Genomic DNA, 12,517 nt, shown 5'->3' on the forward strand with positions numbered 1-12,517 from the left:
TTACCCTTTGGCAAAATTGGCCTGGATCCGCTGCTGCAGATAATCCTCGGCGCTGATGGGCGGGTACTTCCTCTGCGGCCCGAGGATCTCGACATCTTTATTGGCCTGGCAGAAAAACGCCAGGCTGTAGCGCGGCCCCTGATATTCATGGGGCAGCGGATTTCTCACCCGATGGAAGTTAGACGGCAGCTGGTCGTCGCTCCAGCGCATCAGCATATCGCCGATATTACAGGTGATCACCTCCTCGCGCGGCTCAATGCTGGTCCACTGCTGGCTTTCGCGGTCTTTACCGGGACAAACCTGCAGGCCGCCCTGGCCGGGGCGCTGGAACAGCAGCGTCAGGCAGTCAAAATCGGTGTGCGCGCCGGCCCGCCACATCCCCTGCTGCGACTGCTCGGTCGCATAGTAATGCAGCATACGCAAGGTGCTCTGGTAGGTGTCTCGCTGCGGATCGTGCGCGGTGGTGAAAAACGATTCCGGAAAACCAAGCTTCAAAGCAAAGCAGGAGAGGATCTTCATCCCCAGCTGCCAGCACTGCGATTCAAACCCGAGCATCGTCTGCCGGAAGCCTGGCAGCTCCCGATCGCTGGGCCAGCGCCCGGCCATCAGCGGCCGGGTGATCTGATACGACTCTTTTTGATCCGGGGTGCGGGTCGATGGCCGAACCTGCGCTTTGCTTTCCCAGCCGGCGTTGCCGGCTAGCGGATACTGGCGCTTCACCTCGTCGGGCAGGTCGAAAAACGCCTCGGTCATGCTGAACGCCTGGCGGATATCCGCCAGCGGAATACCGTGATGGCTGACCTGGAAGAAGCCAATCTCTACCGCCGCCTCCCACAGTTGTTCGGCAATGTCATTTTTTCTTGCGGCAAAGTTCGACAGGTCGATACAGCGCACTTCGCGGGCGAAGGTCTCTTCGCCCTCGGCGCCCATCAGCGCCTCTTTTTCCAGTTCCTGTAAGGCATAGCGTTGATTCTGGGTGGTTGCGTTCATCGTCATTATCCTGTTATCAGTTAAACAGCGGCGCGCTGTTGGAGGGTACGGACGGCCGCCAGCGCGTCGTGGCGCATCGCGTCAAGGTCGAGACCGGGAATGGCGTCGTCTTCCACGATGGGGCGGCCATTGAGCAGCAGCGCCTTTAGCGCGGCGCGCCCACCGCAGGCCACCGGCCCAATGGCCATATCGTGCAGGCCGAAGTAGCGCGGATCGTCCAGCCGGTAAATGGCAAGGTCCGCCTGCATGCCGACCTGCAGGGTGCCGCTCTGCGCTAAGCCGAGGATCTGCGCCCCGCCGGCGCTGCCCCAGCGCACTACATCCTCCACCGTGGCCGCATCGGCCCCACCCTCAAAGGTCCCCCCGGCGTAGCGCGGCTGCGCCAGCATCCCCTTGCGCGCGCGCTGCAGCAGCCATGCGGCATGGGCTTCGCTTTGCATATCCGCCGCTTCATTCGAGGCGGCGCCGTCCACCCCCAGCGAGACCGGGACCCCGGCCTGCTCTAACGCCAGCAGATCGGCGATGCCGCTGCCCAGCCGGCCGTTGCTTTGCGGGCAGTGGGCGATGCCGGTTCCGGTACGGCCCAGCAGGGCAATCTCCTCCGGCAGCAGCTTCACCAGATGAGCAAACCACACGTCATTTCCCAGCCAGTCGTGTTCCGCGCAGAACTGCACCGGCGTCATGGCGAATTTCTGCCGCGCGGCGTCGAGATAATCGACGGTTTCCGATAAATGGCTGTGCAACCGGATCCCCAGCTGGCGGGCCAGCTTCGCCATCTCCCGCAGCTGGGCGCCCGGCGCGGAGTGCAGGACGGTAGTGGGCGCCATCACCACCCGGCGCAGAGACTCGGGCCGGGGGTCGTGATAGCGGCTGACCAGCCGTTCGACATCCGCCATATAGCCGTCGAAGGTTTCCGGACGCAGCGCCACCGGCAGATCCTGTTCCACCGCCCGCCCCTGGGTCGCCCCACCCCGGCACAGGACGATGCGCATCCCCAGCGCTTCCCCTTCGCTGAAGACAATCTCCGAGGTATCGAAAGGCATATCCGGCCAGTACAGGTAGTTGTGATCCGCCACGCTGGCGCAGCCCGAGCGCAGAAGCTCCACCAGGCCAATGCGCACCGCCAGACGAAAGGTATGTTCATCAAAAGCCGCGCGAAAGCGGTACGGCGTGGCGCTCAGCCAGGCCGTCAGGCTCTGGTTCAGCCCCTGCGGCTCGCCCTTCAGCAGCGACTGAAAAAGATGGTGGTGCGTGTTCACCCACGCCGGATAGATCACGCAGTCGCGGGCATCGATCTGTCGCTCTTCCGGCAGCGGCGTCAGGCTGCCGATGGCGGCAATCTTGCCGTCGCGGATGCGAATATCCGGCCCGGCCAGCCGCGCCGCCTCTCCGGGCAGACCGCTGAGGATGGCATGGGCATTTTTAATCATTAATGACATGGCGTCGCTCCTCAGGGTTTAACCTGCATGGCCTGAACAAATTCGGTGGTGTAGGCCTGTTTCCAGTCGGTAGCCGCCGCCAGCAGACCGGCGCTGACCATAAAGTCGCGGGTCTTCTGCCAGCGCACGTCGGTCATCGTCCCCCAGCCCTGGCTGGCGGCATCCCCGCCGTCGATCAGGTGATGCTCACGGATCTGGGTCACGCCCCAGGCGAGCAGATCGTCGGTCATTTTCGGGTTGTCCTGCTTAATCAACGCATTGCCCGGCGCCGGATCCTTGAGATAGCTCACCCAGCCCTCCATTGAGGCGCGGACAAACTTCGCCATCGCCGCTTTACGCTCGGCGATGGTATCCGGGCGGGCGATAAGGATGCCGCCGTAGGGGGGATAGCCGTGCTCGGAAAAGAGGAAGAAGTTCGCCTTCACTCCGGCCTTCTGCACCTGGAACACCTCGGAGCTGACATAGGCCTGCTGGGCGACAGCGTCATCGACGACAAAGGGTTGAATATTGAAGGTATAGGGGCGAACCTGCGCGTCGCTCAGCTGGTATTGCGCCTTCAGCCACGGCCACCACGTCGCCTGACCGGAGCTGGAGACCAGCAGGGTTTTGTCTTTCAGCCCCTGCAGGGAGGTGACATCGGCATGGGTCAGCAGCCCCTGGGGATCGTACTGAAAGGGCGCGGCAATGGCCTTTGCCTGGAAGCCGCGCTGAATGCCTTCCAGCAGCTGCAGGTCGTAACCGATGATCACATCGGCCCGCTTCGACAACAGCAACTGCATGCCGTTGACCTGCGGTCCGCCGGAGCGGATCTCGACATCGAGACCGTATTTTTTGTACAGCCCGGTGGCCTGAGCCTGATAATACCCCCCCTGTTCCGCCTGGGCGTACCAGGAGGTCAGCAGAACGATTTTCTCCTCGGCCTGAACGGCCAGCGAGACACCGCCGAGGGCCATCAGGCCCAGCCAGCGTATGCCCCGGGGAAGGCGTGCGCCTGTTTTCATATCCCTCTCCTCTTTACGCCGGGAGGGGGAGCGAGCGAATGTGGCTCAGCCTCCCATCCCGGTCAACATTGAACCGCGACATGGTGACTGAGCAATGTCCCGTATGGATAACCCGTACTGACCGCTTCTACTCACACTCAGCTATACAAAAACAATGCCAGATTTAAACGCCTGCGAGCGGCCGCGAGAAATCGCCTGCGCCGCCGCCCTTGGGCATGCAACCTTTGATTCATGCTCACAAGAAACGCACCATAATGGTGCGCTAATGAATGATTTTAGTGCCTGCCCGACATTTCACAGCTGGCTGAAGAGCATCTCCAGCTGGTTCAGCATCATCGAGGCGGCAAGGGAAAGCTGGCGGGCGGGCGAGACGCACAGCGCCAGGGTGAAAGGCTTAAGCTGCGGATCGGTTAGCGGCACAAACGCCAGCTGGCCGGACTCGATCTCGTCGAGAATATCCAGCCGACACAGGATGCCGATGCCCATCTGCTCTTTGATCAGGGTGCGGATCATGTGAATGTTATTCGATACCGCCACCTCCTTTACCTCGTTGCCGCTGATGTTCACCAGCGCCTCCACCGGCTCGCTGATCATCAATGGGGCGGACGGCAGGATAAAGGGGTAGTCGAGGCACTGACTAAAGCGCACCGCGCTGCGGCTGGCCAGCGGATGGCCGGTGGGCACCACAATCCCCATATTCATCTCGGCAAACGCCCGGACCTGCAGTTCACGAGAGGTCTGGGGATTGAGCATGATGCCGAAATCCGCCTCGCCGGAGATCAGCGCCTGCTGGATGTGGATATTGTTGATGGTGGTCAATGTAAAAGAGATGTTGGGATAATGTTTATGCACCTCTTTGAGCATCGTCGAAAAGAAATGCCGGTTAATGGCATCGATGGTGGCGATGCGCACATGCCCCCGCCGCAACCCGCGCAGATCGTCCAGCTGCTCGCAGACCCGGGTAAAGTCCTTTTTCCAGTTATTGGCCGCGTGCAGGAGCAGCTCCCCGGCGGCGGTCAGCCTCAGCCCGGTGGGATGGCGCTCGAAGAGCGGCATCGCCAGCTCCTGTTCCACGCGCAAAATCTGACGGTCGATGGAAGACGCCGACACATGTAGCGCCTCTGACGCTTTACGAAACGATCCCTGACGGGCCACTTCGGTGAAATAGAGCAGAAATCGGGAGAAGGCAAACATGGTTTGGGTGCTCTCTTTTTTGCAACGGGTTGTGCGAATCAAAGCTCTGGACGCAACAGTTTTATCACAATACCGTAGCATTCATAGCGGAGAAACGATCGTTTCACCCATTTTCTTGCACGCCGGACAGTTCACCGCGAAGGGGAGTTATCTCTTCGCCGCCCCTGGCCGCCCTGCAGACAGCGGAATGAGGGAGAGTAAACGGTAATGCACAGCCACGATCTTATTTCGGTCTCGGTCGGGGAAATACGCCCCAATGGACAGGGAAACCTATCCATAATTTTGCAGGCGGCGGCCGGGGAAATATTACCGGCCTACTCCGCCGGGGCGCATATCGATATTATTATTCCCGGCGTCGGCCCGCGGCAGTATTCCCTGTGCGGCACGCCTGACCGCAGTAATACTTATGAAATTTGCGTCAGGCTGACTGACACCTCCACCGGCGGCTCACGCTATTTGCACCAGCAGCTCAAAGCCGGCGATCGGCTCGCCATTTCGCCGCCGCGCAACCATTTTCCCCTGCCGCAGGCCGGGCGCTACCTGCTGTTTGCCGGCGGTATCGGCATCACGCCTTTGCTGGCGATGGCTGAAGCGATTGCCGCCAGAAAGGGGGCGCTGGAGCTGCATTATTATGTCGCCAGTTCGCGCCAGACCGCCTTCTCCCCGCGACTGAACCAGCTGACTGCGAACGGCACGGTGGCCATTCACTGCAGCGAGGAAGGCGCGTCGTTTCGCCAGCGGGTCCCCGAATGCTTAACTGTGCCCCACCCTGATACCGTAGTAATAGCCTGCGGCCCGGAGGGTTTTATTCAGAGACTGCGGTCGGTCATGGAGGAATATCGCTGGTCGCCGTCGCAGTTCGTATTCGAGCGTTTTACTCCCGCGGCGGAAAATAATACTGCGGCGAAAAATGCGTTTTATATTGAGCTGGCCTCCAGCGGGCAGCGCCTGCAGGTGGCCGCGGATCAAACCATTGCTCAGGTATTACAGCACGCCGGGGTGGAGGTCATGCTCTCCTGCGAACAGGGAATGTGCGGCTCCTGTATTACCGGGGTCCTCGACGGGATCCCCGAGCACCGGGACAGCGTGCTGACGGCGGAAGAGAAAGCCGGCAACGACCAGATCACGCTCTGCTGTTCGCGGGCGAAATCCCCGCTTCTGGTTTTGGATCTGTGAGGAGACTGACGATGACGTTCCCCTCCTCTTGCGCGCCGCTTGTCGGGATCAGCCGCGCCCGACTCCCGGCCTGGGCGCTGCCCGACGGCTGGCCGACGCGGGCCAACGGTGAGCCGCTGCTGGCGGACCTGGCCTTTCGCGACGGCCGGATTGCCGCATTGACCCCAACCGACCAGCCGACTCCCGGCCTGTGGGACCTGGCGGGAGCCCTGACGCTCCCCGGCCTGGTGGAACCCCATGCCCATCTGGACAAGACATTCACCATTGAACGCTGCCGTCCGGCGCAGGCCGGGCTGCTGGNGGCAATCCACGCCATGCACGAGGATCGCCGACACTGGACCAGGGCGGATATTCAACGTCGGGCGTCCGCCGCGCTGGCCCGGGCGGCAGCGAATGGCGTGACCCATTTGCGCAGCCATGTCGACTGGTTTACCGCCGACGCGCCGGACGCCTGGCAGGAGATCGCCCGCCTCGATACCGTCGGCATCACCCTGGAGCGGGTGGCGCTGGTCCCGCTGCCCCTGTTTCGCGAGCCGGCGCAAGCGGAGGCCATCGCCCGGACGGTCGCCAACAGCGGAGAGCGCTGCCTGCTGGGCGGCTTCATCCACTCCTCCAACTGGGACGCCACCGCCATGGAAAATCTGCTGTGCAGCGCGGCCCGCTGGGATCTGGATCTGGATTTGCATATCGATGAGGAGCTCAGCGAAGTGTCTCAGGGGCTGACCTGGCTGGCGGATCATCTCTCCCGCCACCCTTTTCCCGGACATATCTGCTGCAGCCACGGCTGCGCGCTGGCCGCCGGCAGCGACGAACAGGCGGCGCCGATCCTGCGCCAGCTGGCGGCGCACGGCGTCACCCTTATCGCTCTGCCGATGACCAATCTGCTGCTGCAGGATGCGACGTTCGGCCGCACGCCGCGTCAGCGGGGGATCACCCTGCTGCACGAGGCGCAGGCCGCCGGCGTGGCCACCCTGCTCGGCTGCGACAACGTGCAGGATGCCTTCTGCCCGGCGGGGAGCTACGACCCGCTGGACACCCTGGCCTGCGGTCTGTTCGGCGCTCAGCTCAGCGACCTGTTCGACCAGCAGTCGCGGCTGATCTGCGATCGCGCGGCGCTAACCGGTTCGCCGGCAGACGCGGCGCCCTTTGCCGTCGGGGCGGCGGCCAGCGTGGTGATTTTCCCGGGTAGCGACCGTTTTACCTGGCCTTTAAACAGCGCCGCCCGTCTGGTGGTTAACCACGGCAGGTTAACCCACCGACGCGTGTGGCAGGAGGAGATGGCACATGAGTCTTGAAGCAGGCGCCGGGGCGCCGCTGGCGCGGTATGCTGCCTGGCGCAGAGCCGGCGATTTTATCTTTCTCTCCGGCATTATTCCGGTCAATCCCCTGACCGGCACCATCGTCAACGGCTTTCAGGATGTGCCTGAGCCGGTGCGGGAGCTGCTGGGGGCGACCGGCGAATTTTCAACCGATGCGAAACAGGGCCCGATCCTCGCCCAGAGCTGGTACGTCCTGGAGAGCATCCGCCGCACCGTGGCGTCCGCGGGAGGGCAAATGAGCGACGTTATCAAACTGGTGCAGTACTTTCGCAACCTTGACCATTTTCCCTATTACAGCCGGGTCAGGAAGCTGTTTTACCCCGACCAGCCGCCCGTTTCCACCGTGGTGCAGGTCAGCGAAATGCTGCCCGACGCCACGGTACTGATTGAAGTCGAAGCGACCGTCTGGTTACCCCCGTCATTTAACTCCGAGGCACCGCGATGATTAACGGTTACATTCCTGCCGCGCGCTTTCTTCCTTTTCTGAGCTGGACGGACGTGGCCGCCCTGCCGGATAAAAGCAATACGGTTATCGTCCTCCCCACCGGGGCGATCGAACAGCACGGCCCGCATTTGCCCTGCTCGGTGGACAGCGTGATATCTTCCGGCGTGGCGGGCCATGCCCTCGCAAGGCTGCCAGCGACGATCCCGGCCTACGCCATTCCGCCGATCGTCTACGGTAAGTCCGAGGAGCATCTGCATTTTCCCGGCACCCTGACCCTTAGCGGCGATACGCTGCTGCATACCCTGCTGGAGATCGCCGAATCTCTCTATCGGGCCGGTTTTCGCAAGCTGCTGATGATCAACGGCCACGGCGGCCAGCCGCAGATCCTGCAGATCGCCTGCCGGGAAATGCGCCTGCGCCACGGGGATTTCATCGCCATCCCCCACGACGTGTTCAACGTGCCCAACTGCGAAAAACAGTTTCTCAGCCCGCATGAACAGCGGATGGCGATGCACGCCGGGCATAGCGAAACGGCGCTGATGCTGGCGCTGGCGCCGGAGTGCGTCCATATGGAACGGGCCGTCGCTAATTTCCCCCCGGAATTCCCCTGCCCAACCCTGTCGAAAGGCCGTCCGGCGGCGGCGTGGGCGTCGTATGACTTTGGCCCCAGCGGGGTGATTGGCGACCCGACCCCGGCGACGCGGGAGCAAGGCGAAGGGCTTCTCGACTCCCTCGCCGCCAGCTGGGCGCAGGCGATCATCGAGATCCACCGCATGGCCTGGGTCGAACGTCGCGAACCGACCTGGGGCAAACAGCACTGGCACGGCTTTGTGCAGTCCCTACCACCTTCTTTCGCTGCTGAATCCAGGGAGCCCTGATGAATACCAGATTGACGCCCGTTTTTACCCTGCTGACCGTGGCCGCCCTCGCGACCTCAGCCTCCTGCTTCGCGGCGGAGAAGTTTACCTTTCTCACCAACTGGTATGCCCAGGCCGAACACGGCGGGTTTTACCAGGCCCAGGCCACCGGGCTGTATCAACACGCCGGTCTCGATGTCGAAATTAAAATGGGCGGCCCGCAGATCAACGTCATGCAGCTGATGGCGGCCGGTCAGGCGGACTGCACCCTTGGCGACAACGGCCAGGCGCTGGAGACCTGGCAGGCCGGGGTGCACGCGGTGACCGTCGCCACCGTGTTCCAGCACTCGCCGACGGTGTTTATCACCCATGACAAGGTGGAGAACCCGGCGGAACTTAAAGACAAAACCTTCCTGCTCGCCACCGAGGCCTATACCTCCTTCTGGCCGTGGGCGAAAAGCGAGCTGGGTCTGGCTGGCAGCAAAGTGCGCCCCTATACCTTTAACGTTCAGCCGTTCCTCGCCGATAAAAACCTGGTGCAGCAGGGCTACGTGACCTCCGAGCCGTTCTCCGTCGCCAAAGGCGGGCAACCGTTCTATGTCTATCCGCTCAGCGACTGGGGCTACCCGCCCTACGGCAACTCGATTATCTGTATGGCCGACACCATCCGCAAACGTCCGGCGGCGGTGGCGGCCTTCGTCAAAGCCTCCATGGAAGGCTGGAAAAGCTACCTGCAGGATCCCGCCCCCGGCAACAGCCTGATCGGTAAAGCAAATCCGCAGATGGGCGCCGAGCAGATCGCCTTTGGCATTGCCCAGATGAAGCAGTACCAGCTGGTGACCGGCGGCGATGCTAAGACCGGCGGCATCGGCATCATCACCGAGCCGCGGCTGAAGAAAACCTGGGACATGCTGGTGAAAAACAAACTGATCGACGCCAGCAAGGTGCCGTTTGAGCAGACTTACACCCTGGAGATGGTCAAAGACGCCGGAGTGATGCCATGAATACCGCCCCGAAACTGACCGTGATGAGCGATACCCGCTTTATGCCCGCCGCTGCCACCCCGGCCATCGAGGTGCTGTCGGCGGAGAAAATCTACAGCAACGGCACCCGGGCGCTGCTGCCCGTCAACCTGACCATCAATCAGGGGGAGTTTATTACCCTGCTCGGCCCGTCCGGCTGCGGTAAAAGCACCCTGCTGAAGATGGTCGCCGGCCTGGTGGAGCCCAGCGACGGCAAGCTGATGCTGTGGCGGCGCGACAGTCGGGAAAAGGCCCAGCATCCGCTGTCGTTCGTCTTCCAGGAAGCCACCCTGATGCCGTGGAGCAGCGTGCGCAATAACGTCAGGCTGCCGCTGGATCTGGCCGGCGTGCCGCGGGCGGAGGGCAATACCCGGGTGAGTGAAGTCCTTGAGCTGGTGGGCCTCGGCAAGTTCGCCGACGTCCTGCCGCGCGAACTCTCCGGCGGCATGCAAATGCGCGTCTCCATCGCCCGCGGCCTGGTCACCCGCCCAAAGCTGCTGCTGATGGATGAGCCCTTCGGCGCGCTGGATGAAATTACGCGTAACAAACTCGACAGCGACCTGCTGCGTCTCTGGCAGGAGCAGAACCTGACGGTAGTGTTCGTCACCCACTCGATCCACGAAGCGGTGTTTCTCTCCCAGCGGGTGATCATGATGGCGGCCCGTCCCGGACGGGTGGTCGAAGATATCCCCATCCGCGAGCCGTTCCCCCGCAGCGAGGCGTTCCGCGTCAGCCCGGCCTTTTCCCTGTATGCCCGTCAGCTGCAGGACAGTCTGTTGCAGGCCAGCCAGTCCGGTATGGAGCCATAATATGAAAACCACAACCGCAACGCCGTGGATCCAGCATCCGCGTTTTCTCAAAATTCTCTATCCGACCCTCGTCGCGGTGGCGATGGTGCTCCTGTGGCAGGGCGCGGTGAGCTATTTCCGTATCCCGGCCTTTCTGGTGCCGTCGCCGCTGGTGATGCTGGAAAGCCTGTGGACGCATCTCACGCCGCTGCTGCTGGCGCTGCTGTTCACCCTCAAGATCACCCTGATCTCGTTTCTACTGTCGATTGTCATCGGCGCCGCGGTGGCGTTTATCCTGGTGCAGAACCGCTTTGTGGAAACCGCCCTGTTTCCCTACATCGTGTTTTTGCAGGTGACGCCGATCGTCGCCATCGCCCCGCTGATCATCATCTGGGTGAAGGATGCCACGCTCTCGCTGGTGGTGTGCGCCACCCTGATGGCGGTGTTTCCCATCATCTCCAATACCACTCAGGGACTGCGCAGCGTCTCCCCCGGCCTGCTGAGCTATTTTCGCCTCAATCACGCCAGCCGCTGGCAAACGCTGGTGCGGCTGCGTATCCCCTCGGCGCTGCCCTATTTCTTCGGCGCGCTGCGTATTTCCAGTGGGCTGTCGCTGATTGGCGCGGTGGTGGCGGAGTTTGTCGCCGGGACCGGCGGGACCAATACCGGACTGGCCTATCAGATCCTGCAGGCCGGCTACCAGCTGGATATCCCGCTGATGTTTGCCGCGCTGCTGCTGATCTCTCTCGCCGGTATCGCGCTGTTTGGCGTGATGTCCTGGGTTTCGCGCCGGGCGCTTAGCGCCTGGCATGAAAGCGAAGCCGTGCAATCTCATTAATGTTCTGCTGACGAACAGGAAAAAGAATGATGACTGATGAACAGCGTCAACACGCGGTCGCGGCGATCCAGCAGGCACTCCCGGCGCTGGAGTGGACCTTACAGCCGGCGAAGATCAAACGGCTCTCCCGCGATTTTCACTGGTTCAGTCCGCTACTCACCGAGCAACTGGCGGGGAAACAGGCGGACGCGGTGGTTCGCCCGCGCGATGAAGAGGAGCTGCGCCAGCTGGTCTGCGCCTGCGCGCAGCACCAGCTGCCGCTGACCCTGCGCGGCAGCGCCACCGGCAACTACGGACAGCTGGTCCCCCTCGAAGGCGGGCTGCTGGTGGATATGACCGGGCTCAACCAGATCGTCGCCCTCGGCAACGGCACAGTGAGGGCCCAGGCCGGCATTCGCCTGGCGGACATCGAAACCGCCGCCCGCCAGACGGGTTGGGAGCTGCGCTGTATGCCATCGACCTATCGACTGGCGAGCCTGGGCGGTCTCTACGGCGGCGGGTTCGGCGGTATCGGCTCCATCAACTATGGGCCGCTGGCGGCGCCCGGCAATGTGCTCAGCGTCAAAGTGATGACCGTCGAGCCGGTCCCCCGCGTGCTGACCGTCCCGGCTCCCGAAGCGCTGCTGCTGCATCACGCCTACGGCACCAATGGCATTATCCTGGAGGTTGAGCTGGCGCTGGCACCTGCGCACCAGTGGATTGAACGTCTGGACGTGTTTGACGATTTCGCCGATGCGCTGAACTATGCCAACGCCTGCGTCCGCTCGCCGGGGCTGGTGAAGCGCCAGGTGGCGCTGCTGGCCACGCCGATCGCTGACTATTTTAGCCACCTCAACGATCGTTACCATGCCGGGCAACATGCGGTTATCAGCCTGATCGCCGAGGAGAGCGAAGGACTCTGCGCCAGCCTGTTACCGCGCCATCGCGGGAGCAACGCCATCCGGCAGGCCAGCGACGAGGCCCGGACGCGCAACGGCTCGTTAATGGAATACTGCTGGAACCACACCACCCTGCATGCGCTCAAGGTGGACAATACGCTGACCTATCTGCAGACGGCGTTTGATCCGCTGCGCTATCCGCAGCAAATTTTACAGATGGAGCAGCACTTCGCCGGGGAGGTGATGTCCCATATTGAATTCCTGCGCGATATCGAGGGCAATCTCACCGCCAGCGGTCTGCAGCTGGTGCGCTATACCACGCCCGAACGTCTTAACGCCATCATGCAGATATTTCGCGACAACGACGTCAAGATTAACAACCCCCACGTGCTGCAGGTTGAGGACGGCAAACAGGGCGTGATTCGTCCCGACGTCGTGGCGGTGAAACAGTCTCTCGACCCGGCGGGATTGCTTAACCCCGGCAAGCTGCGCGGCTGGGCGCTGCGCGACCAGCTGGAACTCGACAGCAACCCGCTGACGCGGGCCACCCGCGAAAGCCCCACGACCTGA

12 protein-coding genes are annotated in these 12,517 nt (G+C 62.5%); 8 read left to right on the forward strand and 4 right to left on the reverse strand.

The window, feature by feature from the left end; all coding sequences use genetic code 11:
• The 4 genes from VZP09_RS10225 to VZP09_RS10240 form a co-directional block, all read right to left on the reverse strand.
• Entirely contained in the window at positions 1-990 is a 990-nt protein-coding gene (locus tag VZP09_RS10225; protein ID WP_002907927.1) for an isopenicillin N synthase family dioxygenase, read from the reverse strand.
• Between the two features lie 20 nt (positions 991-1,010).
• Entirely contained in the window at positions 1,011-2,429 is a 1,419-nt protein-coding gene (locus tag VZP09_RS10230; protein ID WP_004210086.1) for an amidohydrolase family protein, read from the reverse strand.
• An 11-nt stretch (positions 2,430-2,440) separates the two neighbouring features.
• Positions 2,441-3,430, reverse strand: a complete 990-nt coding sequence (locus tag VZP09_RS10235; protein ID WP_048269173.1) for an ABC transporter substrate-binding protein — start codon at positions 3,428-3,430, stop codon at positions 2,441-2,443.
• Positions 3,431-3,724: 294 nt separating this feature from the next.
• Positions 3,725-4,624: a LysR family transcriptional regulator gene (locus tag VZP09_RS10240; protein WP_002908057.1), complete on the reverse strand. Its 900-nt coding sequence runs from the start codon at positions 4,622-4,624 to the stop codon at positions 3,725-3,727.
• A 207-nt stretch (positions 4,625-4,831) separates the two neighbouring features.
• On the opposite strand from VZP09_RS10240, the gene VZP09_RS10245 reads away from it, so the two are divergent.
• The 8 genes from VZP09_RS10245 to VZP09_RS10280 all read left to right on the forward strand — a co-directional run bounded on the left by VZP09_RS10245 (position 4,832) and on the right by VZP09_RS10280 (position 12,517).
• The gene (locus VZP09_RS10245; protein WP_087847607.1) at positions 4,832-5,800 is read left to right on the forward strand and encodes a PDR/VanB family oxidoreductase; all 969 of its coding nucleotides are present in this window, start codon (positions 4,832-4,834) and stop codon (positions 5,798-5,800) included.
• 11 nt (positions 5,801-5,811) lie between these two features.
• Entirely contained in the window at positions 5,812-7,095 is a 1,284-nt protein-coding gene (locus VZP09_RS10250) for an amidohydrolase family protein (RefSeq protein ID WP_328795104.1), read from the forward strand.
• Positions 7,085-7,564, forward strand: coding sequence for a RidA family protein (locus VZP09_RS10255; protein ID WP_002908128.1), 480 nt, complete (start codon positions 7,085-7,087; stop codon positions 7,562-7,564). Before VZP09_RS10250 ends, VZP09_RS10255 begins: the two co-directional genes overlap by 11 nt.
• The gene (locus VZP09_RS10260) at positions 7,561-8,442 is read left to right on the forward strand and encodes a creatininase family protein (RefSeq protein WP_004151186.1); all 882 of its coding nucleotides are present in this window, start codon (positions 7,561-7,563) and stop codon (positions 8,440-8,442) included. Before VZP09_RS10255 ends, VZP09_RS10260 begins: the two co-directional genes overlap by 4 nt.
• Positions 8,442-9,425, forward strand: coding sequence for an ABC transporter substrate-binding protein (locus tag VZP09_RS10265; RefSeq protein WP_002908130.1), 984 nt, complete (start codon positions 8,442-8,444; stop codon positions 9,423-9,425). The genes VZP09_RS10260 and VZP09_RS10265 overlap by 1 nt, the downstream gene beginning before the upstream one ends.
• Positions 9,422-10,252 carry an ABC transporter ATP-binding protein gene (locus VZP09_RS10270; RefSeq protein WP_023316956.1) on the forward strand — a complete coding sequence of 277 codons (831 nt, stop codon included), beginning with the start codon at positions 9,422-9,424 and terminating at the stop codon, positions 10,250-10,252. The genes VZP09_RS10265 and VZP09_RS10270 overlap by 4 nt, the downstream gene beginning before the upstream one ends.
• A 1-nt stretch (position 10,253) precedes the next feature.
• Positions 10,254-11,069, forward strand: a complete 816-nt coding sequence (locus tag VZP09_RS10275; protein WP_004145364.1) for an ABC transporter permease — start codon at positions 10,254-10,256, stop codon at positions 11,067-11,069.
• A 26-nt stretch (positions 11,070-11,095) separates the two neighbouring features.
• Positions 11,096-12,517, forward strand: coding sequence for an FAD-binding oxidoreductase (locus tag VZP09_RS10280; protein ID WP_020802930.1), 1,422 nt, complete (start codon positions 11,096-11,098; stop codon positions 12,515-12,517).

The organism is Klebsiella sp. EMBS2024 (genome assembly GCF_036233805.1).
Taxonomy (GTDB): domain Bacteria; phylum Pseudomonadota; class Gammaproteobacteria; order Enterobacterales; family Enterobacteriaceae; genus Klebsiella; species Klebsiella pneumoniae.

Excerpts from the sequence above, each read along its gene's own strand:
- VZP09_RS10225 (WP_002907927.1), bottom strand. The coding sequence starts at position 990 with ATGAACGCAACCACCCAGAATCAACGCTATGCCTTACAGGAACTGGAA.
- VZP09_RS10230 (WP_004210086.1), bottom strand. The coding sequence starts at position 2,429 with ATGTCATTAATGATTAAAAATGCCCATGCCATCCTCAGCGGTCTGCCC.
- VZP09_RS10235 (WP_048269173.1), bottom strand. The coding sequence starts at position 3,430 with ATGAAAACAGGCGCACGCCTTCCCCGGGGCATACGCTGGCTGGGCCTG.
- VZP09_RS10240 (WP_002908057.1), bottom strand. The coding sequence starts at position 4,624 with ATGTTTGCCTTCTCCCGATTTCTGCTCTATTTCACCGAAGTGGCCCGT.
- VZP09_RS10245 (WP_087847607.1), top strand. The coding sequence starts at position 4,832 with ATGCACAGCCACGATCTTATTTCGGTCTCGGTCGGGGAAATACGCCCC.
- VZP09_RS10255 (WP_002908128.1), top strand. The coding sequence starts at position 7,085 with ATGAGTCTTGAAGCAGGCGCCGGGGCGCCGCTGGCGCGGTATGCTGCC.
- VZP09_RS10260 (WP_004151186.1), top strand. The coding sequence starts at position 7,561 with ATGATTAACGGTTACATTCCTGCCGCGCGCTTTCTTCCTTTTCTGAGC.
- VZP09_RS10265 (WP_002908130.1), top strand. The coding sequence starts at position 8,442 with ATGAATACCAGATTGACGCCCGTTTTTACCCTGCTGACCGTGGCCGCC.
- VZP09_RS10270 (WP_023316956.1), top strand. The coding sequence starts at position 9,422 with ATGAATACCGCCCCGAAACTGACCGTGATGAGCGATACCCGCTTTATG.
- VZP09_RS10275 (WP_004145364.1), top strand. The coding sequence starts at position 10,254 with ATGAAAACCACAACCGCAACGCCGTGGATCCAGCATCCGCGTTTTCTC.
- VZP09_RS10280 (WP_020802930.1), top strand. The coding sequence starts at position 11,096 with ATGATGACTGATGAACAGCGTCAACACGCGGTCGCGGCGATCCAGCAG.